At 59.5% G+C, this 21,252-nt stretch carries 20 protein-coding genes; 12 read left to right on the top strand and 8 right to left on the bottom strand.

Annotation, left to right across the window (positions count from 1 at the left end; genetic code table 11):
- Positions 1-2: 2 nt before the first annotated feature.
- From ACI2JR_RS13445 to ACI2JR_RS13435, 3 genes are all read right to left on the bottom strand, one after another.
- Positions 3-1,421, bottom strand: coding sequence for an amidohydrolase family protein (locus ACI2JR_RS13445; RefSeq protein WP_132724504.1), 1,419 nt, complete (start codon positions 1,419-1,421; stop codon positions 3-5).
- An 11-nt stretch (positions 1,422-1,432) separates the two neighbouring features.
- Positions 1,433-2,422, bottom strand: coding sequence for an ABC transporter substrate-binding protein (locus ACI2JR_RS13440; protein ID WP_462478761.1), 990 nt, complete (start codon positions 2,420-2,422; stop codon positions 1,433-1,435).
- 302 nt (positions 2,423-2,724) lie between these two features.
- Positions 2,725-3,624 carry a LysR family transcriptional regulator gene (locus tag ACI2JR_RS13435; protein WP_462478760.1) on the bottom strand — a complete coding sequence of 300 codons (900 nt, stop codon included), beginning with the start codon at positions 3,622-3,624 and terminating at the stop codon, positions 2,725-2,727.
- Between the two features lie 208 nt (positions 3,625-3,832).
- Here ACI2JR_RS13435 and ACI2JR_RS13430 point away from each other — a divergent pair, with 208 nt between their 5' ends.
- The 11 genes from ACI2JR_RS13430 to gap all read left to right on the top strand — a co-directional run bounded on the left by ACI2JR_RS13430 (position 3,833) and on the right by gap (position 15,167).
- Positions 3,833-4,801, top strand: a complete 969-nt coding sequence (locus ACI2JR_RS13430; RefSeq protein ID WP_462478759.1) for a PDR/VanB family oxidoreductase — start codon at positions 3,833-3,835, stop codon at positions 4,799-4,801.
- A gap of 11 nt (positions 4,802-4,812) precedes the next feature.
- The gene (locus tag ACI2JR_RS13425; RefSeq protein WP_462478758.1) at positions 4,813-6,096 is read left to right on the top strand and encodes an amidohydrolase family protein; all 1,284 of its coding nucleotides are present in this window, start codon (positions 4,813-4,815) and stop codon (positions 6,094-6,096) included.
- A complete protein-coding gene (locus ACI2JR_RS13420; RefSeq protein ID WP_132724514.1) occupies positions 6,086-6,541 on the top strand; it encodes a RidA family protein in 456 nt (151 codons plus the stop codon). Before ACI2JR_RS13425 ends, ACI2JR_RS13420 begins: the two co-directional genes overlap by 11 nt.
- A gap of 22 nt (positions 6,542-6,563) precedes the next feature.
- Positions 6,564-7,433 carry a creatininase family protein gene (locus ACI2JR_RS13415; protein WP_462478757.1) on the top strand — a complete coding sequence of 290 codons (870 nt, stop codon included), beginning with the start codon at positions 6,564-6,566 and terminating at the stop codon, positions 7,431-7,433.
- An 11-nt stretch (positions 7,434-7,444) separates the two neighbouring features.
- Positions 7,445-8,428 (top strand): ABC transporter substrate-binding protein, encoded by a 984-nt coding sequence (locus ACI2JR_RS13410; protein WP_462478756.1) that lies wholly within the window; start codon positions 7,445-7,447, stop codon positions 8,426-8,428.
- Positions 8,425-9,255, top strand: coding sequence for an ABC transporter ATP-binding protein (locus ACI2JR_RS13405; protein WP_132724520.1), 831 nt, complete (start codon positions 8,425-8,427; stop codon positions 9,253-9,255). The genes ACI2JR_RS13410 and ACI2JR_RS13405 overlap by 4 nt, the downstream gene beginning before the upstream one ends.
- A 1-nt stretch (position 9,256) precedes the next feature.
- On the top strand, positions 9,257-10,072 hold the full coding sequence (locus ACI2JR_RS13400; protein WP_132724522.1) for an ABC transporter permease: 816 nt from the start codon (positions 9,257-9,259) through the stop codon (positions 10,070-10,072).
- 26 nt (positions 10,073-10,098) lie between these two features.
- On the top strand, positions 10,099-11,505 hold the full coding sequence (locus ACI2JR_RS13395; RefSeq protein WP_462478755.1) for an FAD-binding oxidoreductase: 1,407 nt from the start codon (positions 10,099-10,101) through the stop codon (positions 11,503-11,505).
- A gap of 116 nt (positions 11,506-11,621) precedes the next feature.
- Positions 11,622-12,899, top strand: coding sequence for a TonB-dependent receptor (locus ACI2JR_RS13390; protein WP_462478754.1), 1,278 nt, complete (start codon positions 11,622-11,624; stop codon positions 12,897-12,899).
- 198 nt (positions 12,900-13,097) lie between these two features.
- Positions 13,098-14,078 carry a GlxA family transcriptional regulator gene (locus tag ACI2JR_RS13385; protein ID WP_132724526.1) on the top strand — a complete coding sequence of 327 codons (981 nt, stop codon included), beginning with the start codon at positions 13,098-13,100 and terminating at the stop codon, positions 14,076-14,078.
- A gap of 78 nt (positions 14,079-14,156) precedes the next feature.
- The gene (gene gap, locus ACI2JR_RS13380; protein WP_462478753.1) at positions 14,157-15,167 is read left to right on the top strand and encodes a type I glyceraldehyde-3-phosphate dehydrogenase; all 1,011 of its coding nucleotides are present in this window, start codon (positions 14,157-14,159) and stop codon (positions 15,165-15,167) included.
- Positions 15,168-15,210: 43 nt separating this feature from the next.
- Here gap and ACI2JR_RS13375 read toward each other — a convergent pair whose 3' ends face one another.
- The 4 genes from ACI2JR_RS13375 to ACI2JR_RS13360 are packed head-to-tail and all read right to left on the bottom strand — an operon-like array spanning position 15,211 to position 19,040.
- Complete coding sequence (locus ACI2JR_RS13375; protein WP_132724530.1) at positions 15,211-16,287, bottom strand: iron-containing alcohol dehydrogenase family protein; 1,077 nt, start codon at positions 16,285-16,287, stop codon at positions 15,211-15,213.
- A gap of 27 nt (positions 16,288-16,314) precedes the next feature.
- Positions 16,315-17,181 carry an ABC transporter permease gene (locus ACI2JR_RS13370; protein ID WP_462478752.1) on the bottom strand — a complete coding sequence of 289 codons (867 nt, stop codon included), beginning with the start codon at positions 17,179-17,181 and terminating at the stop codon, positions 16,315-16,317.
- Positions 17,153-18,007: an ABC transporter ATP-binding protein gene (locus ACI2JR_RS13365; RefSeq protein WP_132724534.1), complete on the bottom strand. Its 855-nt coding sequence runs from the start codon at positions 18,005-18,007 to the stop codon at positions 17,153-17,155. Before ACI2JR_RS13365 ends, ACI2JR_RS13370 begins: the two co-directional genes overlap by 29 nt.
- Before the next feature lies 1 nt (position 18,008).
- Positions 18,009-19,040, bottom strand: a complete 1,032-nt coding sequence (locus ACI2JR_RS13360) for an ABC transporter substrate-binding protein (RefSeq protein WP_462478751.1) — start codon at positions 19,038-19,040, stop codon at positions 18,009-18,011.
- Between the two features lie 316 nt (positions 19,041-19,356).
- Between ACI2JR_RS13360 and ACI2JR_RS13355 the strand changes: the two genes are divergently transcribed.
- Positions 19,357-20,391, top strand: a complete 1,035-nt coding sequence (locus ACI2JR_RS13355; protein ID WP_132724538.1) for a malate/lactate/ureidoglycolate dehydrogenase — start codon at positions 19,357-19,359, stop codon at positions 20,389-20,391.
- A 15-nt stretch (positions 20,392-20,406) separates the two neighbouring features.
- Here the strand turns inward: ACI2JR_RS13355 and ACI2JR_RS13350 are convergent, their stop codons facing one another.
- Positions 20,407-21,099, bottom strand: coding sequence for a lysostaphin resistance A-like protein (locus ACI2JR_RS13350; protein WP_462478750.1), 693 nt, complete (start codon positions 21,097-21,099; stop codon positions 20,407-20,409).
- Between the last annotated feature and the right edge of the window lie 153 nt (positions 21,100-21,252).

Raw genomic sequence — 21,252 nt, 5'->3', positions numbered from 1 at the left:
GTTTAAACAGCCGCACGCTGTTGTAGGGTTCGTACCGCCGCCAGCGCTTCGCGACGCATGGCCTCAAGGTCCAGACCGGGAATCACATCTTCCTCAACGATCGGCCGCCCATTGAGCAGCAACGCTTTCAGCGAGGCCCGACCGCCGCAGGCTACCGGGCCAATCGCGATATCGTGCAGTCCGAAGTAGCGCGGATCGTCGAGGCGATAAATCGCTAAATCCGCCTGCATCCCGACGCTGATGGCGCCGCACTGCGGCAGGCCGAGGATGCGCGCGCCGCCCGCGCTTCCCCAGCGCACCACATCCTCCACCGTGGCGGCGTCGGCGCCGCCCTCAAAGGTGCCGCCGGCGTAGCGTGGCTGCGCCTGCATGCCTTTACGCGCCCGCTGCAGCAACCACGCGGCGTGGGCTTCGCTTTGCATATCCGCCGCTTCATTGGACGCGGCGCCGTCCACCCCCAGCGATACCGGCACCCCCGCCTTTTCCAGCGCCAGCAGATCGGCAATCCCGCTTCCCAGCCGCCCGTTGCTTTGCGGACAATGGGCGATACCGGTGCCGGTTTGCCCGAGCAGCGCGATCTCTTCCGGCAGTAGCTTCACCAGATGCGCAAACCACACGTCATTCCCCAGCCAGTCATGTTCGGCGCAGAACTGGACCGGCGTCATCGCGAACTTCTCCCGCGCGGCATCCAGATAATCCACGGTTTCCGACAAATGGCTGTGCAGCCGAATTCCCAGGCGACGAGCCAGTTTGGCCATCTCCCGCAGCTGGGCGCCCGGCGCGGAATGCAGCACGGTGGTGGGAGCCATCACCACCCGCCGCAGGGAGCCGGCTCCAGGGTGGTGATAGCGTTTAACCAACCGTTCAATATCCGCCATATAACCATCGAAGGTTTCAGGACGCAGCGCGACCGGCAGATCCTGCTCAACGGCTCGCCCCTGGGTAGCGCCTCCGCGGCACAGAACAATCCGCATGCCCAGCGCCTCGCCTTCGCTGAACACAATCTCCGAGGTGTCGAAAGGCATATCGGGCCAGTATAAATAGTTGTGATCCGCGACGGTGGCGCAGCCCGAACGCAGCAGCTCCACCAGCCCGATACGCACCGCCAGACGAAAAGTGTGCTCATCGAACGCGGCGCGAAAACGGTATGGCGTGGCGCTCAGCCATGCCGTCAGGCTTTGATTCAGCCCCTGGGGTTCCCCCTTTAACAGCGACTGAAAAAGATGGTGATGCGTATTCACCCAAGCCGGATAGACCACGCAGTCCCGGGCATCGATCTGCCGCTCCTCCGGCAGCGCCGCCAGCGAACCGATGGCGGCGATAACGCCATCGCGGATACGGATATCCGGCCCGGCCAGCCGCGCAGCATCCCCCGGGAGACCGCTGAGGATGGCATGCGCGTTTTTAATCAATAATGACATGGCGTCGCTCCTCAGGGTTTAACCTGCATATCCTGCACAAATTCGGTGGTGTAGGCCTGCTTCCAGTCGGTCGCGGCATCCAGCAGGTTGGCTCTGACCATAAAATCACGGGTCTTCTGCCAGCGCGTTTCCGTCATCGTTCCCCAGCCCTCGGTAGCGGCGTCGCCGCCATCAATCAGGTGATGCTGGCGGATTTGCGTGACGGCCCAGGCCAGCAGATCGTCGGTCATTTTGGGGTTATCTTTTTTAATCAACGTATTTCCCGGGGCCGGATTATTCAGGTAGCTCACCCATCCCTCCATCGACGCGCGCACAAACTTCACCATCGCCGCTTTGCGATCGGCGATGGTTTCCGGGCGGGCAATCAGAATGCCGCCATAGGGGGGATAGCCGTGTTCAGAAAACAGGAAGAAGTTCGATTTCACCCCCGCCTTTTGCACCTGGAAAACCTCGGAGCTGACGTAGGCCTGCTGGGCGACGTTGTCATCCGCGACAAAGGGTTGAATATTGAAGGTATAGGGTCGGGCCTGGGCATCATTCAGTTGATACTGCCCCTTCAGCCACGGCCACCACGTCGCCTGGCCGGAGCTGGACACCAGAATGGTTCTCCCTTTCAGCCCCTCCAGCGAGGTAACATTGGCGTGGGTCAGCAGTCCCTGGGGATCATACTGAAAGGGGGCGGCGATGGCTTTGGCCTGGAATCCCCGCTGAATGCCTTCCAGCAGTTGCAGATCGTAGCCGATAATGACGTCAGCTCGTTTTGATAACAGCAGCTGCATGCCGTTAACCTGGGGGCCGCCGGAGTGAATTTCGACGTCCAGACCGTATTTTTTGTAGATCCCCGTTGCCTGAGCCTGATAATAGCCGCCCTGCTCCGCCTGGGCGTACCAGGAGGTCAGCAGCACAATTTTATCCTCGGCCTGAACGGCCAGAGACATACCGCTCAGGGCAACCAGGCCCAGCATACGGTAGCCCCAGGGAATGCATGAACGTATTTTCATTGCCCCTCTCCTCATAACGCCGGGAAAGAGGACGAGCGGACAACGGCTCAGCCTCCCACCCCGGTCGACATTGAACCGCGAAATGGTTACTGAGCAATGTCCCGTACGGATAAACCGGACTGACCGCTTATACTCATGTTCAGTTATACAAAAACTATGCCAGGGACGATCGGCATATCTCATCCCCGGCGCCTCCGCCAGAATAGCGCTTTGTCAGCGACTACCTTCATGCAACCTTTGATTCATCAATACATAAAGCGCACCATAATAGTGCGCCCGTGGAATGTTTTAGTGCCTGCGAGTCAAATCTGACTGAAGAGGATTTCCAGCTGATTGAGCATCATAGAGGCGGCAAGCGACAGCTGTCGGGCGGAGGATACACATAGCGCCAGGGTGAAAGGTTTAAGCTGTGGATCGGTCATCGGAATAAACGCCAGCTGGCCCGCCTGTATCTCATCCAGAATATCCAGACGACACAAAATACCGATGCCCATCTGCTCTTTAATCAAGGTTCTTATCATGTGAATGTTATTAGAAACAGCCACTTCCCTGACCTCATTGCCGCTGATATTCACCAGCGCCTCCACCGGTTCGCTGATCATCAGCGGCGCGGAAGGAATGATAAACGGGTATTCGATGCACTGATTAAACCGCACGGCGCTGCGGCTTTCCAGCGGGTGGCCTTTGGGCACCACGATCCCGATATTCATTTCGGCAAAGGCCCGGACCTGCAGTTCACGGGAACTTTGGGGGTTGAGCATGATACCAAAATCCGCCTCGCCCGAGATCAGCGCCTGCTGGATGTTGATATTGTTCATGGTGGTTAATGTAAAAGAAATGTTGGGATAATGGTTATGCACCTCCTTCAGCATCGCCGAAAAGAAATGCCGGTTAATGGCATCGATAGTGGCGATGCGTACATGCCCGCGCCGCAGCCCGCGCAGGTCATCCAGCTGCTCACACACCCGGGTAAAGTCCTTTTTCCAGTTATTTGCCGCATGCAGCAGCAGTTCCCCGGCGGCCGTCAGGCGCAGCCCCGTCGGATGGCGTTCGAACAGCGGCATCGCCAGCTCATTCTCGACGCGCAAAATCTGACGATCGATGGAAGACGCCGAGACATGCAGCGCCTCTGATGCTTTACGAAACGACCCCTGGCGGGCCACTTCGGTGAAATACAGCAGAAAACGGGAGAATGCAAACATGGTCTGGGTGCTCTCTTTTTTGCAACGGGTTGTGCGAATCAAAGCTCTGGACGCAACAGTTTTATCACAATACCGTAGCATTCATAGTGGAGAAACAATCGTTTCACCGATTAACTCACACACCGGGCAGCCAACGGCGGAGGGCGTTTTCTCCCTTCGCTGACCCTCGCTGCCCTGCAGACGGCCTAATGTGGGATGGTAAACGTTAATGAAAGACGGCGATCTGATTCCTGTATCAGTCAAGGAAATAAGCCCAAATGGGCTGGGTAATCTGTCATTAAAATTCATTCCCGCAGCCGGGAAAATACTCCCTGGCTATTCTGCGGGCGCCCATATCGATATTATGATTCCCGGCATCGGCCCGCGGCAGTATTCCCTCTGCGGGATACCTGACCACCGCCAGAGTTATGAAGTTTGCGTCAAGCTGGATGATATTTCCTCCGGTGGCTCCCGCTATCTGCACCATGAGCTTCAACCCGGCGACCGACTCTCCATCTCCCGCCCGCGCAACCATTTCCCGCTGCCGGCGGCCGGGCGTTACCTGCTGCTGGCCGGCGGTATCGGCATTACCCCGCTGCTGGCGATGGCTGAAGAGATAGCACGGCAACAGCTTGATTTTGAAATTCATTATTATGTCGCCACCGCCCGGCACGCGGCCTTTACCGCACGGCTGGAGCAGCTCTCTGCGGCGGGAAATGTCGTTATCCATTGCAGCGACGAGGGCGACTCTTTGCGCCGCCGGATCCCCGCCTGTTTAACCGTGTCTGAAGCCGATACCGCCGTGATTGCCTGCGGCCCGGATGGCTTTATTCAGCGGCTACAGGATCTGATGCCAATATATGACTGGCAGGCCACGCAATTCTTTTTTGAGCGCTTTACTCCCGTCGGGCTGAATAATGAAGCAGAAAATAAAAGTTTTTATATTGAGCTGGCGTCAACCGGCCAGCGCCTGCCGGTTGCGCCGGAACAAACCATCGCCCAGGTATTATTGCACGCCAGAGTCGAGGTCATGCTCTCCTGCGAGCAGGGAATATGCGGCTCCTGCATTACCGACGTTATCGACGGCATTCCTGAACACCGGGATTGCGTCCTGACGGCGGAAGAAAAAGCCAGCAACAGTCAGATTACCCTGTGCTGTTCGCGTTCGAAAACGCCGGTTCTGGTCCTCGACCTGTGAGGAGATTGACGATGCGCATCCCCTCACGCCACGCGCCGCTTGCCGGCGTCAGCAACGCCCGCCTCCCGGCATGGGCGCTGCCTGCGGGTTGGCCGACGCGGCACAACGGCGCGCCGCTGACGGCGGACCTGACCTTTGCCGACGGGCGGATCGCGGCGATAGCACCAACCGGCCAACCGAATCTCAGCTTATGGGATCTCGGCGGCGCGCTGGCGCTGCCCGGCCTTGTCGAACCCCACGCCCATCTGGATAAGACCTATACCATTGAACGCTGCCGTCCGTCGGAACCCGGTCTGCTGGCCGCCATCCGCGCCATGCACGAGGATCGCCGATACTGGACCGCACAGGATCTCCAGCGCCGCGCGTCCGCCGCGCTGGCCCGGGCTGCGGCCAATGGCGTCACACATTTGCGCACCCATATCGACTGGTTTACCGCCGCCGCGCCTGATGCCTGGCGCGAAATCGCCCGTCTGGACCATCCCGGCGTCACCCTGGAGCGGGTGGCGCTGGCGCCGCTGGGACTGTTTGCCGACCCGGCCGCCGCGGAGGCCATTGCGCAGGCGGTGGCCAACAGCGGCGAAGGCGGCTTACTCGGCGGTTTTGTCCACTCCTCCAACTGGGATCCCGCGGCCATGGAAAACCTGCTACGCAGCGCGGCCCGCTGGCGGCTGGATCTTGATCTGCATATCGATGAGGAGCTCAACGACAATCCCCGGGGGCTGGCCTGGCTGGCGGAGTACCTCTCCCGCCACGCTTTTCCGCGACACATCTGCTGCAGTCACGGCTGCGCCCTGGCCTGCGGCAGCGAAGAGCAGGCGGAGAAGATCCTGCGTCAGCTGGCAGCGCACTCCGTCACCCTTATCGCCCTGCCGATGACCAACCTGCTGCTACAGGATGCGGTTACTGGCCGCACGCCGCGCCAGCGGGGGATCACGCTACTCCAGGAGGCCCGCGCCACCGGCGTTGCCACCCTGCTCGGCTGCGACAATGTGCAGGACGCTTTCTGCCCGGCGGGAAGCTATGACCCGCTGGATACCCTGGCCTGCGGCCTGTTCAGCGCCCAGCTCAGCGATGTTTTCGACCGGCAGTCGCGGCTGATTTGCGACCGGGCGGCGTTAACCGGTGCGCCGGAGGACGCAGCGCCTTTCGCCGTCGGCAACGCGGCCACGCTGGTGATTTTCCCGGGTAGCGACATGTTTACCTGGCCTTTAAATAGCGCAGCTCGTCTGGTGGTTAACCGCGGCAGGTTAACCCACCAGCGGGTGTGGCGACAGGAGATGACGTATGAGTCTTGAAGCAGGCGCGGGCGCTCCGCTGGCGCGGTATGCCGCCTGGCGCAGAGCCGGCGATTTTATTTTTCTCTCCGGCATTATCCCGGTCAACCCGCTGAGCGGCACCATCGTCAACGGCTTTCAGGATGTGCCGGAGGAGGTGCGGGAACTACTGGGAGAAACGGGCGAGTTTTCGACGGATGCGAAACAGGGACCGATCCTGGCCCAGAGCTGGTACGTCCTGGAAAGCATCCGCCGAACCGTGGAATCCGCGGGAGGGCAGATGAGCGACGTCATCAAACTGGTGCAGTACTTTCGCAATCTTGACCATTTTCCCTATTACAGCCGGGTAAGAAAGCTGTTTTACCCCCAACAGCCGCCGGTTTCTACCGTGGTGCAGGTCAGCGAAATGCTGCCCGACGCCACGGTGCTTATTGAAGTTGAAGCAACGGTCTGGTTACCCCAATAATTCTTGACCCAGAGGCACAGCGATGATCAACGGTTATATTCCTGCAGAGCGCTTTCTCCCTTTTCTGAGCTGGACGGCGATTGCCGACCTGCCAGACAAAAGCAATACGGTTATCGTGCTCCCCACCGGTGCGATTGAACAACACGGTCCGCATCTGCCCTGTTCCGTGGACAGCGTCATCTCTTCCGGCGTCGCGGGCCATGCTCTCGCCCGGCTGCCGGCGGATATCCCGGCCTACGCCATCCCACCAATTACCTACGGTAAGTCCGACGAGCATCTGCATTTTCCCGGCACCCTGACCCTGAGCGGCGACACGCTGCTGCACACTCTCCTTGAGATAGCCGAATCCCTGTATCGGGCCGGCTTTCGCAAGCTGCTGATGATCAACGGTCACGGCGGCCAGCCGCAGGTCCTGCAGATGGCCTCCCGGGAAATGCGCCTGCGCCACGGCGATATGATCATCATCCCGCACGATGTGTTCAACGTCCCCAATAGCGAAAAGCAGTTTCTTAGCCCTCAGGAACAGACAATGGCGATGCACGCGGGCCATAGCGAAACAGCGCTGATGCTGGCCCTCGCGCCGGAGTGCGTCCATATGGAGCGCGCCGTCGCTAACTTTCCGCCGCCGTTCCCCTGTCCGACCCTGTCGAAAGGCCGCCCTGCGGCGGCCTGGGCCTCCTACGACTTTGGCCCCAGCGGCGTCATCGGCGATCCGACCCCGGCGACTCTGGAACAGGGCCAGGGGCTGCTTGAATCCCTGGCCGTCAGCTGGGCACAGGCGATTAGCGAAATCCACCGCATGGAGTGGGTCGTACGTCATGAACCAAGCTGGGGAAAACACCACTGGAACGGCTTTGTACAGTCCACGCCTTCCCCTTCCGTTGCTGAGTAAAAGGAACTCTGATGAAAAATATGCGTACTCCGGCTTATACAATGCTGACCCTTGCGGCCATCGCCACCTCCGCATCCTGCCTCGCCGCGGAAAAGTTTACCTTCCTGACCAACTGGTATGCCCAGGCGGAACACGGCGGCTTCTATCAGGCTCAGGCCAAAGGGCTGTATAAAAACGCCGGCCTCGATGTCGACATTAAAATGGGCGGCCCGCAGATCAACGTGATGCAGCTGATGGCGGCGGGTCAGGCCGATTGTACCCTCGGCGACAACGGCCAGGCGCTGGAAACCTGGCAGGCCGGCGTGCACGCCGTCACCGTCGCCACCGTTTTTCAGCACTCGCCAACGGTATTTATCACCCATGATAAGGTGGGTAACCCCGCAGAATTAAAAGATAAAACCTTCCTGCTCGCCACCGAAGCCTATACCTCTTTCTGGCCGTGGGCGAAGAACGAGCTGGGGCTGGGCAGCGCCAAAGTGCGCCCCTATACCTTCAACGTCCAGCCGTTCCTGGCGGACAAAAATCTGGTGCAGCAGGGCTACGTGACCTCCGAGCCGTTCTCCGTCGCCAAAGGGGGGCAGCCGTTCTACGTCTATCCGCTCAGCGACTGGGGCTACCCTCCCTACGGCAACTCGATTATCTGTATGACCGACACCATCAAGAAACGTCCGGCGGCCGTGGCGGCGTTCGTTAAAGCCTCGATGGAGGGCTGGAAAAGCTATCTTCAGGATCCCGGCGCCGGAAATGAGCTAATTAGCAAAGCGAATCCGCAAATGGGGGCCGAGCAGATCGCCTTCGGTATTGCCCAGATGAAGAAATATCAGCTGGTCACCGGCGGCGACGCCATGACCGACGGCATCGGTATCATCACCCGACCGCGGCTGAAAAAAACCTGGGATATGCTGGTGAAAAACAAGCTTATCGACGCCAGCAAAGTGCCTTTTGAGCAGACCTATACCCTGGATATGGTCAAAGATGCCGGAGTCATGCCATGAATACCGCCCCTAAACTCACCGTCATGAGCGACAGCCGCTTCGCTCAGCCGTCCGCGGCCCCCGCCATCGAAGTGCTGTCGGCGGAGAAGATTTACAGCAACGGCACCCGGGCGCTGCTGCCCGTCAATCTGACCATCAATCAGGGGGAGTTTGTTACCCTGCTCGGCCCCTCCGGCTGCGGTAAGAGCACCCTGTTGAAAATGGTCGCCGGTCTGGTGGAGCCCAGCGACGGCAAGCTGATGCTGTGGCGTCGCGATAGCCGGGAAAAAGCCCAGGTCCCCCTCTCTTTCGTTTTCCAGGAGGCCACGTTGATGCCCTGGAGCAGCGTCCACAGCAACGTTCGGCTGCCTCTGGATCTTGCCGGCGTCCCGCGGGCGGAAGCCAACACCCGGGTGAGCGAAGCTCTGGAACTGGTGGGGCTGGGCAAGTTCGCCAACGTCCTGCCGCGTGAGCTTTCCGGCGGCATGCAGATGCGCGTCTCCATCGCCCGTGGCCTGGTGACGCGACCAAAACTGCTGCTGATGGATGAGCCCTTCGGCGCGTTGGATGAAATTACGCGTAACAAGCTCGATAGCGATCTCCTGCGTCTCTGGCAGGAGCAGAACCTGACGGTGGTATTCGTCACCCATTCGATCCATGAAGCGGTGTTCCTCTCTCAGCGGGTGATTATGATGGCGGCCCGCCCGGGCCGGGTCGTCGAAGATATCGCCATCAGAGAGCCGTTCCCGCGCAGTGAGGATTTCCGCGTCAGCCCGTCATTCTCCCACTATGCCCGGCAGCTGCAGGACAGTCTCTTACAGGCAAGCCAATCCGGTATGGAGCCATAATATGAAACCCGCTAAATCGACACCGTGGATTAATCATCCCCGTTTTCTCAAAATTCTCTATCCAACCCTCGTCGCGGTACTGGTGATTTTGCTGTGGCAGGGGGCGGTCAGCTATTTCCGCATTCCGCAATTTCTGGTGCCTTCCCCCCTGGTGATGGTGGAAAGTCTGTGGACGCATCTGACGCCGCTGCTGCTGTCATTGCTGTTCACGCTGAAGATCACCCTGATCTCGTTTCTCCTGTCGATCGTCATCGGCACCGCCATTGCGTTTATCCTGGTGCAGAACCGTTTTGTGGAAACCGCGCTGTTTCCCTACATCGTCTTCTTGCAGGTGACGCCAATTGTCGCTATCGCGCCGCTGATCATTATCTGGGTAAAAGACGCCACCCTCTCACTGGTGGTGTGCTCAACCCTGATGGCGGTCTTCCCGATTATCGCCAATACCACCCAGGGATTGCGTAGCGTATCGCCCGGCCTGCTGAGCTATTTCAGGTTAAATCACGCCAGCCGTTTGCAAACTCTGGTGCGACTGCGCATTCCCTCCGCGCTGCCCTATTTCTTCGGCGCCCTGCGTATTTCCAGCGGCCTGTCGTTGATCGGCGCCGTGGTGGCGGAGTTTGTCGCCGGCACCGGCGGCACGAATACCGGCCTCGCCTATCAGATTCTGCAGGCGGGTTACCAGCTGGACATCCCGCTGATGTTTGCCGCTCTGCTGTTAATTTCCCTCGCCGGTATCGCGCTGTTTGGAGTGATGTCCTGGGTGTCGCGGCGGGCGCTCAGCGCATGGCATGAAAGCGAAGCGGTGCAATCTCACTAACGTATTGATGATTAACAGGTAGAAAAATGATGACTCGTGAGCAACGTCAACAGGCGGTCGCGCTGATCCAGCAGGCATTGCCGGAGCTGGAGTGGACCTTACAGCCGGCGAAGATCAAACGTCTTTCCCGCGATTTTCACTGGTTCAGCCCGGTGCTCAACCAGCAGCTTGAGGGAAAACAGGCGGATGCGGTGGTCCGTCCGCGGGACGAAGAAGAGCTGCGACAGCTGGTTGCCGCCTGCGTACAGCAGCAGCTGCCGCTGATCCTACGCGGCAGCGCCACCGGTAATTATGGCCAGCTGGTGCCTCTGGAGGGAGGAATCCTGGTGGAGATGACCGCCCTGAACCGGATCTGCGAACTCAAAAACGGCACGGTGCGCGCCCAGGCCGGCATTCGCCTGGCGGAGATTGAAGACGCCACCCGCCCGACGGGATGGGAGCTGCGTTGTATGCCGTCGACCTTTCGTCTGGCCAGCTTAGGCGGCCTCTACTGCGGTGGTTTTGGCGGCATCGGTTCCATTAACTACGGTCCCCTGGCGGCGCCCGGCAATGTGCTCAGCGTCAAAGTGATGACCGTGGAGGCCTCTCCCCGCGTGTTGACCATTCCGGCACCGCAGGCGCTGCTGCTTCATCACGCCTACGGCAGCAACGGCATCATCCTTGAAGTCGAACTGGCGCTGGCTCCCGTGCACCGCTGGATCGAACGCCTGGATGTGTTTGACGACTTCGCCGACGCCCTGAATTATGCCAACGAGTGCCTCCGCTCGCCCGGCTTCGTCAAGCGCCAGCTCGCGCTGCTTGCCGCGCCGATCCCCGCCTATTTTAGCCACCTCAAGGGCCACTATCGGGCCGGGCAGCACGCGGTCATCAGCGTTATCGCCGAGGAGAGTGAAGGGCTCTGCGCCGGTCTGGTGCCGAAGCATCGGGGAGAAAACGCCATCCGCCAGAGCGGCGACGAGGCCCGGGAGAACCATGCCTCATTAATGGAATATTGCTGGAACCACACCACGCTACATGCGCTCAAAATTGACAATACGCTGACCTATTTACAAACGGCGTTTAATTATCAGCATTTCCCGGAGCAAATTTTGCAGATGGAGCAGCGGTTCGCCGGGGAGGTCATCTCGCATATTGAATTCCTGCGCGATAATGATGGCAATATTACCGCCAGCGGCCTGCAGCTGGTGCGCTATTCGACAGAAGAACGGCTTAATGAAATTATGCAGATATTCCGCGATAACGATATCAAGATTAATAACCCGCATGTTTTTCAGGTTGAAGACGGCAAGCAGGGAATTATTCGCCCGGACGTCGTCGCCGTTAAGAAATATATCGACCCAGACGGTTTGCTTAACCCAGGTAAGCTGCGCGGCTGGGCGCTGCGCGACCAGTTAGTCTTAGACAACAACCCGTTGTCCTTAACCGATAAATAAAAGCCCGAAGCTTACCGGCCGCCCTACAAAATAAAAGCACAACGTTATTACCCGCCATCTTAATGGCCGGTATTTTCCTTCCCGAAATTGAAGCGATATTTAACAGGGTGATGTAAATGAAAAGCAAAACCATGAAACGTGGACTGACGCTGGGGGCGTTGCTCATTTCCCAGGGATTATTCATCCCGGCCGGCCAGGCCGCAATTCCCTTAACCTCGGACTGTGAATCCGGCGGCGCCGGTTCGCTAGCGGAATTCTTTACCTGCGGTAGCGTCAGCGGCAGCCTGCGCACACTATATTATTCGACCCATAACGCCTATTTTGTTTCGGGCCTATCGCAGGACACGGTCAGCTACGGCGGCAACGTAAAATACGCCACGGCGGAATATTATGGCGTCAGCCTCGGCGTCAGCGGCATTCTGCAGCGCGGGATTTCCCATAACGATGATCATTTGATCGGCGAGCTGGGGCCCAATGAAACCGGCGTCGGCGAAGCCTGGCTCAGCTGGCATTATGACCAGTTCAGAATCACCGCCGGCGACCAGCGGATTAATATTCCCTTCATCGGCGACTACGACTGGCGCATTACGCCGATACTTTTCCGGGCGGTTGATGCCAGCTATGGCGATAGCGACAATTTCCTGCATGCCACGAAAATCACCCGCTATAAGCCCTGGGGCGACGACCAGTTTCTGGATACCACCGCTTATACCGACGTAGAGCAACGCACCAACGGGATGTGGGGCGTCGGCGGCGGGCGGGCCCTGCAGTTCGGCGAACAAAAAGTTAACGCCCAGATGTGGTACGAAAACTATGACGACTACACGCGGATCGTCTATGCCGACAGCTTCCTCTCGTGGAACGAATATGCCGCTGCGCCCAAAATCGGCCTCCAGTTCATTCGCGGCCTGAGCGAAGGCAAAGCGCTGGCCGGCGAGGTGAACAGCACCAGCTATGGCGCGCAGTTCAGTATGAAGCTGGCCCCGGCTCTGGCATGGACGCTGAATTATAACCACATCGCCGCCAACGGTAACGCTTACGGCAACGGCGCCCTGGTGACGCCGTACGCGCACAATACCTCTTCCGGTCCCTACTTCGCGCAGCCCTTCTTTACCAGTACGCAGGACCTCGGCAGCGGCAACGCCTACTCCACCGATCTGAACTGGGCCGCCACGGAGCAGGTTTCCCTCGGCAGCCGCTACTCGTTTATGGATTTAACCCCCGCGGCCGGCGCTTCCAGCAGCCATCAGTCCGAATACCTGATCTACGGCACCTACCGTTTCGGGGGGCCGCTGAACGGACTGAGCCTCACGGACTTTGCTGGCGTACAGACCAACTCCACCGCGGATAAAAATTTCTGGCAAAACCGTCTCGCGTTACAGTATGACTTTTAATCCTCTGGCGGCCGGCGAGCGGCCTGCGCGCCAGCGGAGTTAACCTCCGGGCAGCAATGCGCTATGGCCGCATTGCTGCTTTTTTATCTCCCGGGGCAGCGCCACATCGCGCCGCTAGCCGGCCATCATCCCCCTCTGAACCGTTCATTCCCCCGACTCCCTGTTGACTTATTTTGTCAAAGGTTTACTTTTCAGGACATGAAGAAAATACTGATTATCGTCCCCGACGGCGGGATGCTGTTTGAATCCGCCGGTATTGCCGACATTCTGATGCAGGCCAACCGACTGCACGCGGAGGGAGTGGAGCGCCCGCGCTACCGTATCGCCCTCGCCACCACCCAGCCGCATCAGGTGATCCATGGCCAGTCCGGGCTGAACCTGCTTGCCGACCATCGTCTTCACGAGGTCGATCCGCGGGAGCCGCTTGATACCATCATCATCACCGGCAGAGGGCAAAACGAGCAGGAAGGTATCGCCGTGGTCGACTGGCTGCGCCTCGCCGCGCCCCACGCCCGGCGCATCGCCTCCGTCTGCGGCGGCGCGATGCTGCTGGCGCAAAGCGGGCTGCTGAACGGCCGGCGGGCCACCACCCACTGGAAGCTGCTGGACACCATGCAGTCGGCCTTCCCGGAGGTGCGGGTGGAAGGCGGGCCGCTGTATATTCAGGACGGTCCGATCTGGACCTCCGGCGGCGTCAGCTCCGGTTTCGACCTGACGCTGGCGCTGGTGGAAGACGATTACGGCTTCACCCTCGCCCGCGATATCGCCCAGGATATGGTGATGTATCTCCGTCGCCCCGGCGGTCAGCTGCAGTTTAGCCGCTACAACCTCGACCAAATCAGCAGCTCAGGTCCGATAAGCGAGCTGCTGAAGTGGATCCTCGCCAATATCACCGCCGATCTCTGCGTGGAAGCGCTGGCGGCAAAAGTCGCGATGAGTCCACGCAATTTTACCCGCGTGTTTACCCGTGAAACCGGGGCGTCTCCGGCGCGCTATGTCGCCGAGGCCCGGCTCGCCGCCGCCAGGCAGCTGCTGGAGCAAACGAGCGACACCCTGGAGAACATCGCCGAACAATCCGGTCTCGGCAGCGCCATTAACCTGCGCCGCATCTTCGAAAAACAGCTTCACCTCACCCCGGGCGAATATCGGCAGCGCTTTCACTGCCGCAAAATGGCGTAAAGTGATCGTTATTTGTCGTTTACGCCAAAATGCCGACAACCTACAGTAAAACCAGAGACAACAAATAAGGAGTGGATCATGGTTAAGGTCGGTATTAATGGTTTCGGCAGGATTGGACGTAACGTGTTGCGCGCGGCGCTGGGTAATCCTGATATCCAGATTGTGGCGATCAACGATCTGACGGACAGCAAAACGCTGGCCCACCTGTTGAAATACGACTCGCTGCTGGGCACCCTGCCGGTCAGCGTGGAGGCCGCCGACGGGCAGCTGCGCGTCGATGGTCAACCGGTTGTCGTCTACAGCGAACGCGACCCGGCGCGTATCCCGTGGCGCGATGCCGAAGTCGATATCGTTATCGAAGCCACCGGCTTCTTCACCGAACGCGAAAAGGCGGCGGTACATATTGATCGCGGCGGCGCAAAACGCGTCATCATCTCCGCTCCGGGTAAGAATGATGATTTAACCATCGTGATGGGGGTCAACCACGAACGGTACGATCCGCAGCAGCACGCGGTCGTCAGCAACGGCAGCTGCACCACCAACGGCCTTGCCCCCGCCGCCCAGGTCCTGCATCAGCATTTCGGGATCAAACACGGCCTGATGAACACCACCCACGCCTACACCAACAGCCAGGCGTTACACGACCAGCCGGAAAAAGATCTCCGCGGCGCCCGGGCGGCTGCGCTGTCTATCGTTCCCTACTCCAGCGGCGCCGCCAAAGCGCTGGGCAAAGTGATCCCTGAACTGGATGGCCGCCTGACCGGGTACTCCCTGCGCGTACCGGTGCCGGTGGTGTCGATTGTCGACCTTACCGTCACGCTGGAACGCGAGGTGACGGCGGAGGAAGTCAACGAGGCATTCCGTCAGGCCGCCGCTTCCGGCCCGCTGCAGGGCATTCTCGGCTACAGCGACGAACCGCTCGTCTCCAGCGACTATCAGGGCGACCCGCGCTCATCGATCGTCGACGGCCTGTCGACGCTGGTGATTGGCGGGAATATGGTCAAGATCCTCGCATGGTATGACAACGAATGGGGCTTCTCCAACCGTCTGGTCGATCTGGCGCAGTTCATGGCCCGGCGCGAGCGCTAACCCTGCCCGGGATCAACGCCCGACGAGCGCGGGCGTTCACCGTCTACTGCCGGTTGAGGGTCGCCAGCAGCGCCTGCTGCAGGCTGGCGCTATCCACCGGGAAGGGCAGATGTTCACGCGCCTCAGGTTTAATCTGCACCCCTGCCGCAATGCCTGCCAGCAGGGGGAGCGGATCGCCGCTTCCCCACTCCGCAGGCGTCAGCGGCACGTCCATCCGCCGCAGCCAGCCCAGCAGCGGCTCGCGGTCGGCCGGATGACGGTGTTGCAACATCGCCTGTACGGCCAGCCCGTAGCCCACCTTTTCGCCATGCAGCCAGTGATGAAACGCCTCATGATGGGTCATGCTGTTGTGAATCGCGTGGGCCACGCCAATCCGCTGGCTCTCATCGCGGACGCTGTTAGCCAGCCCGGCGAATGCAATCACCGCATCGATGGTTCGCACTAACTCCCGGGTCACCCGCTGGCGACGATTATCCTCCAGCGCCTGCATGCCAGACGACTCAAAAACTTCCAGCGCCATCGCCGAAAACTTAAGCTGCAGCGTCAGGCCGGGCGCGTCGCCGTCTGGCGACTGATAGGGGCTGAACTCGAACCATTTCGCCAGCGCATCGACAATCCCGGCTTTTAAAAAACGCACCGGCGCGGCGGCGATAACCTCGCTATCCACCAGGATCCAGGCGGGAAACCGCCGCAGCGGCAGGCTGCCGCTATGCCCGCCCCGGTGGTTGTAAAGCACGCTGAAGGGCGACCATGCGGCGCAGGTTGCCGCCACCGTGGGCACCTGAATCACCGGCAGTTGCCCGGCCAGCTCCCCCACGCCTTTTGCCGTATCCATCACCGCGCCGCCGCCGAGGCCAACCACGCCCTGGGCACCGCTCTCCTGCGCCTGGCGCGCCAGATTTTGCACGGTCGCGAGGGTACATTTCCCGGTTAAACGGGCGACGTCGAAACCGATACCTGCGCGCTGAAGGCTGTGACGCAGCGTGTCTCCGGCCACGCCAAGGGCATGGCTGCCGGCGACAATCAATACCCGGCGGGCAAGCGGCGCAACGTATTCCCCCACCTTGTTGAGTACCCCCGCCTGCTGCAGATAATTTTCCGGCACTTTCATCGCTATCATTCGCGTTTTTCTCCCTCTTGCCCGGCGCTAGTTCTGCATACCCCAGCGTTTCACCGTCAGCCTTTCCAGCGTCGCAAATACCAGCCCCTCAACCAGCAGGCCAATGGCGGTGACCATGACCAGCCCGGCGAACACCCGGTCGGTATACATCTCGTTGCGGTTCTGAAAAATGTACCAGCCGAGCCCGCCGCTGCCGCTCGACGCGCCAAACACCAGCTCCGCCGCAATCAACGTCCGCCAGGCAAAGGCCCAGCCGATTTTCAGCCCCGAGAGCAGCGCCGGCAGCGCGGCGGGGATCAGGATCCACAGCACGTAACGCCATCCGGTTAATCCATAGTTACGCCCGGTCATTTTCAGCGTCTCCGGCACCCCCATAAAGCCGGACCAGGTATTCAGCGCCATTGGCCATATCACCGAATGGACGATCACAAACACCAGGCTCGCGTTCCCCAGGCCGAACCACAGCAGCGACAGCGGCAGCAGCGCGATGGCGGGAAGCGGGTTAAACATCGCCGTCAGGGTGCTCAGTAAATCCCGGCCAGGGCGCGTCGAGATAGCCAGCGCGCTGATGAGCAGCGCCAGAAGCGTACCCAGCAGATAGCCTTTTAACAGCAAACTGACCGACAGCCACGCCCGGCGGAGCAGCTCGCCGCTCGCGATATCCTCATGCAGGGCGGTAAAGGTTTGCCAGAAACCGGGAAACATCAGATCATTGTTTTGCCAGCGCGCCGCCCCTTCCCATACGGCGATCAGCACCAGCAGCAACAGGGATTTACGCAGCCACGCCTGATTTCCCAGCCGCACGTGCAGCGGCAGCGGTTCGGCAAGAGTGAAATTCTCCAGCGGCGGCAGCTCGCGCTGAAATTCAGGCCGGACAGGAGGTAGGTTGCTCATATTGACTCCCTGAGTGATGATCCTTTGCGCCGACCTCGGGTGATGCCGGGGGCGGAAATAACAGGTCGTGGATCCGCGCGACATCGGCCTGGAACCCCTCCCCGCCGGCGTCCGCCAGCGTGTACTGATGGCAGTTCAGCTCGGCCTTCACCCGCCCGGGATGCGGCGACAGCAGCAGTACCCGGCTGCCGACGATTAGCGCCTCTTCGATGGAATGGGTGACAAACAGCAGCGTAAACCGCACCTCTTGCCACAGGCTAAGCAGCTCCTCCTGCATTTTGCGCCGGGTCAACGCATCGAGGGCGGCAAAAGGCTCGTCCATCAGCAGGACCTGGGGATGCAGCGCCAGCGCGCGCGCAATGGCGACCCGCTGCTTCATCCCGCCGGAGAGCGTATTGGGGTAAGCATGGCGAAACGCGCCGAGCCCCACCTTATGCAGAAAGTACTCCGCGCGCTCCATCGCCTCCGCTCGCCCCGCCCGGCGGCTGGCGATCAGCGGGAAAGCGATGTTTTCCGCCACCGTTTTCCACGGCGGCAGCTGGTCAAACTCCTGAAAAACCATCATCCGATCGGGGCCAGGGCGATTAACCGTTTCTCCCGCCAGGCGGATCGCCCCGGAGACCGGGGGCAGAAACCCGCCAATGGCTTTCAGTAAACTGGATTTTCCGCAGCCGGACGGCCCAAGCAGGACAAACCGGTCCCCCGGCCAGACGTCAAAGCTGACGTCATGGGTGGCCTGCACCAGCCGCTCGCGGGTGCGGTATTGCAGATTAACGCCCTCAACGCGCAGCAGCGGCGGCGGTAATGCGGCGGATATTTCAGACATATCAACTCCCCGGCAGGGTATACGCTTCGCTAAAGAAATAATCTTTCCAGGATTCGGCTTTATGTTTCAGTATCCCCAGTTGATACAGCTTATCGGCATAAACAAACGTCCGCTGCGGGGTAATAGTGAAATTATTTTCCGGGTCTGCGATCATTTTCTCGATAAACGCCGCCGGGAGCTTAGACTGTTCCACCCGAATATAGGATTGCGCGGCCCCGGCTTTATCGGCTTTAATGATTTCCTGCGCTTCCGCTAAGGCAGCGAAAAAGGCGCGATAGGTTTTTGGATTGTCATCATGAAATTTCTCCGTGGTATAGAGCAGATTAAAGGTTCCCGGTCCGCCTAATACATCATAGGAACTTAATATTTTATGAATACCGGCATGCTCCAGCGCCTGATACTGAAAAGGCGGGCTGGAAAAATGGGCGGTAATTTCCGATTTTCCGCCAATCAGCGCCGCGCTGGCGTCCGGGTGCGGGAGGCTGACCGTAATGTTATCGAAGCGCTTATAGTCAGCGGCGCCAAACAGCCGCGCGGTCTCTATCTGCAACGTCCGCGACTGAAAACCCACCCCGGCGGCGGGTACCGCGATACGGTCTTTGCTGCTCAGATCCTGCACGCTCTTCACCGCCGGGTTGTTACTCAGCAGGTAGTTCGGCATCGACCCTAATGCGGCGATAGCTTTGACATTCTGCTTGCCCCGGGTGCGGTCCCACAGCGTCAGCGCCGGCGGGACGCCGGCGGCCACCACGTCCAGCGCACCGGAAAGCAGCCCTTCATTGAGTCCGGTGGCCCCGGACAGCGTTCGCCATTCGACTTTGATATCCAGCCCTTCATCCTTGCCATGCTTTTCGATCAGCTGATGATCTCTCACCACGTCGAGGATCAGATAGCCAATGCCGTATTGCTGGGCAATACCGATGGTGCCCTCTGCCCTGGCCCCGGTCGCCACCAGCAGGGTACTGAACAGGAATAAGGCCGTTGCCGGCCGTTTCCATCGATAAGATATCCCGTTGCCTTGCCGTAAATTCATTGCCGCTCCCGTCAATAATCAACCCACCGATCGCCGTCATATCCTGAGGCGTATATAAAAAAGTCGATTTATCCTGAAGCCATTTCCCGGGATTAATAAATTATTTATTGCTATATATTATTCCCGTTAATCCGGACGTCCGTCAGGTGATAACAGTTAAATGACATCGTGGTCTATTTTGCCGGCAAGAATTAACACCCGATTATCACTATGCGTTTTTCAGATATATAAAGTTAGTTTCTGTCGTTATGTTAAGAAATAAACGGCGCTATAGTTTGCCGCTCATATTGTTGAGAGGAATAAACAGGGAGCGGTTATGCCGGTTTTCAATCATCATGAGCTACGTCGTTATTTACGCCAGCATCTGCAGGAAGCCGGAGTGACGGAGACTATTGCCGGCGAAGTGGCGGATAATCTTGTCGAGTCGTCGCTGCAAGGCCATGACTCGCACGGGGTCACGCTTATTCCCCGCTATATCCAGGCCATTCGGGCCGGGGAACTCGATCCGCAGGCCACTCCGCGGCTGCTCCGCGATGCCGGGCCCGTTATCTCCTTTCACGGCGGCAACGGTTTTGGCCAGCTGACCGGTCGGCTGGCTATCGAACAGGCCATTTTGCGGGTGCGGCAGTTTGGCGTGTGTATTATGGGCCTGGCGCAGACCCATCATCTTGGGCGCATCGGCGCCTGGGCAGAACAGGCGGCGGCGGCGGGGCTGGTCTCCTTACATTTCGCTAACGTCGGCGCCCGCTCGGTGGTGCTGCCGTTCAATGGCCAGCGCCCGCGCTTTGGCACCAACCCTTTCTGCGTCGGTATTCCTGTCGCCGGCAGGCCGCCTGTAGTGCTTGATTTCGCGACCAGCACGATTGCCGGCAACAAAGCGCGCATCGCCTGGAACGCGGGACGGGAGCTGCCGCCGGGCTGCGCTGTGGATAATGCGGGCAACCCGACCCGCGATCCGCGCTGGCTGATGCAGGAGCCGCTCGGCGCGCTGCTGGCGTTCGGCGCCCATAAAGGCGCCGGACTGGCGCTGATCTGCAGCCTGCTCGGCGCGGCGTTGACCGGCGGAGAAACCGAAAGCGCCCCGCCTCCCGCCGGGCCCGGTATCATCAACAACATGCTGTCGATCGTCTTCGACCCGACCCTGCTCGGCGCGGGCGAGCGCTATAGCGAGGCCGTGGCCGACATGCTGGCATGGACCCGAACATCGCGGGACGACGACGGGCTGCTGCTGCCCGGCGATGCGGAGCAGCAGCAGCGGCAATATCGCCTGCAGCACGGTATTGAAATCGATGATGTCAGCTGGCAGCAGTTCAAAGCGCTGGAGGGCGCCCTGTTTGCGCCGCAGCGTTGAGATATGAAGCCGGCTTTAGCCTGCGGCGCCCGCTCCCCAGGCACTGTACTGGATGCCGAGCACCATGGCGTTCATTGCGCCATGCAGCAGGATCGGCATCAGGAGCCCCTTTGATTTCACCCTGGCCGCCACCAGGGTTAATGAGATCATGAATAACAGCAGGAAGGTGCGAAAATCGGAATACTGCAGATGCATAAGCGAAAACAGCACGGACACCGCAATCGCTGACCCGTAAATCCGATCGTTGAACCAGAAGCGGAAGGCGTTAAACAGGCAGCCGCGAAAGACAATCTCTTCGTATACGGGGGCAAGCACCACCATCGCGATGGCATTGAGCCAGAAGAGATATCCCGGGAGCGCCACCTGGGAGACGCTCCAGCCTTCGGGCTTGCTCATCCCCGTCAGCCACGGAAAAATACACTGCAGAAGCAGAATGATGGCAAACAGCGACAGCAGCGTTTTCAGATCGACGCTCCCGCGCCCCAGCCCCTCTCTTTTCCTGAAGAAGAAGTAGTAAAGGGGAACAATAATAAGAAACTCTGTCGCCAACAGCAGCGGGATAAGCAGCCCGCGAGCCATCAGGTCGGCGCTGTTATTAATAAAAAGGGGAAAAAAGGTGATGCCCATCGCCAGGATAAACATCGCAAAACATCCGCTTACCGCTTTACTCCTGGCAATAAACTCTTCACCGTATTTTACGCTTTCCATCGTCTCTCCCTGACAAGGTGTCTGCTCAATGATATCGGTCTGCGCCGCACCTTCCGCACCATCCTACGCATGCCGGATAACCCTGATGGGCGATCGGTCGCGGCATCGCCATTTAAATGCAGATGAGACTTATTATCAATGAAATAATGAGCG

Origin of the sequence: Klebsiella sp. NPDC088457, from assembly GCF_044900465.1 — a bacterium.
Lineage (GTDB): Bacteria > Pseudomonadota > Gammaproteobacteria > Enterobacterales > Enterobacteriaceae > Klebsiella.
The sequence above is the reverse complement of the archived record's forward strand: the minus strand, read 5'-3'. Positions and strand labels throughout refer to the sequence as shown.

What these genes read in the sequence shown, in the direction of transcription:
- ACI2JR_RS13445 (WP_132724504.1), bottom strand. Translation starts at nt 1,421, where the DNA reads ATGTCATTATTGATTAAAAACGCGCATGCCATCCTCAGCGGTCTCCCG.
- ACI2JR_RS13440 (WP_462478761.1), bottom strand. Translation starts at nt 2,422, where the DNA reads ATGAAAATACGTTCATGCATTCCCTGGGGCTACCGTATGCTGGGCCTG.
- ACI2JR_RS13435 (WP_462478760.1), bottom strand. Translation starts at nt 3,624, where the DNA reads ATGTTTGCATTCTCCCGTTTTCTGCTGTATTTCACCGAAGTGGCCCGC.
- ACI2JR_RS13430 (WP_462478759.1), top strand. Translation starts at nt 3,833, where the DNA reads ATGAAAGACGGCGATCTGATTCCTGTATCAGTCAAGGAAATAAGCCCA.
- ACI2JR_RS13425 (WP_462478758.1), top strand. Translation starts at nt 4,813, where the DNA reads ATGCGCATCCCCTCACGCCACGCGCCGCTTGCCGGCGTCAGCAACGCC.
- ACI2JR_RS13420 (WP_132724514.1), top strand. Translation starts at nt 6,086, where the DNA reads ATGAGTCTTGAAGCAGGCGCGGGCGCTCCGCTGGCGCGGTATGCCGCC.
- ACI2JR_RS13415 (WP_462478757.1), top strand. Translation starts at nt 6,564, where the DNA reads ATGATCAACGGTTATATTCCTGCAGAGCGCTTTCTCCCTTTTCTGAGC.
- ACI2JR_RS13410 (WP_462478756.1), top strand. Translation starts at nt 7,445, where the DNA reads ATGAAAAATATGCGTACTCCGGCTTATACAATGCTGACCCTTGCGGCC.
- ACI2JR_RS13405 (WP_132724520.1), top strand. Translation starts at nt 8,425, where the DNA reads ATGAATACCGCCCCTAAACTCACCGTCATGAGCGACAGCCGCTTCGCT.
- ACI2JR_RS13400 (WP_132724522.1), top strand. Translation starts at nt 9,257, where the DNA reads ATGAAACCCGCTAAATCGACACCGTGGATTAATCATCCCCGTTTTCTC.
- ACI2JR_RS13395 (WP_462478755.1), top strand. Translation starts at nt 10,099, where the DNA reads ATGATGACTCGTGAGCAACGTCAACAGGCGGTCGCGCTGATCCAGCAG.
- ACI2JR_RS13390 (WP_462478754.1), top strand. Translation starts at nt 11,622, where the DNA reads ATGAAAAGCAAAACCATGAAACGTGGACTGACGCTGGGGGCGTTGCTC.
- ACI2JR_RS13385 (WP_132724526.1), top strand. Translation starts at nt 13,098, where the DNA reads ATGAAGAAAATACTGATTATCGTCCCCGACGGCGGGATGCTGTTTGAA.
- gap (WP_462478753.1), top strand. Translation starts at nt 14,157, where the DNA reads ATGGTTAAGGTCGGTATTAATGGTTTCGGCAGGATTGGACGTAACGTG.
- ACI2JR_RS13375 (WP_132724530.1), bottom strand. Translation starts at nt 16,287, where the DNA reads ATGATAGCGATGAAAGTGCCGGAAAATTATCTGCAGCAGGCGGGGGTA.
- ACI2JR_RS13370 (WP_462478752.1), bottom strand. Translation starts at nt 17,181, where the DNA reads ATGAGCAACCTACCTCCTGTCCGGCCTGAATTTCAGCGCGAGCTGCCG.
- ACI2JR_RS13365 (WP_132724534.1), bottom strand. Translation starts at nt 18,007, where the DNA reads ATGTCTGAAATATCCGCCGCATTACCGCCGCCGCTGCTGCGCGTTGAG.
- ACI2JR_RS13360 (WP_462478751.1), bottom strand. Translation starts at nt 19,040, where the DNA reads ATGAATTTACGGCAAGGCAACGGGATATCTTATCGATGGAAACGGCCG.
- ACI2JR_RS13355 (WP_132724538.1), top strand. Translation starts at nt 19,357, where the DNA reads ATGCCGGTTTTCAATCATCATGAGCTACGTCGTTATTTACGCCAGCAT.
- ACI2JR_RS13350 (WP_462478750.1), bottom strand. Translation starts at nt 21,099, where the DNA reads ATGGAAAGCGTAAAATACGGTGAAGAGTTTATTGCCAGGAGTAAAGCG.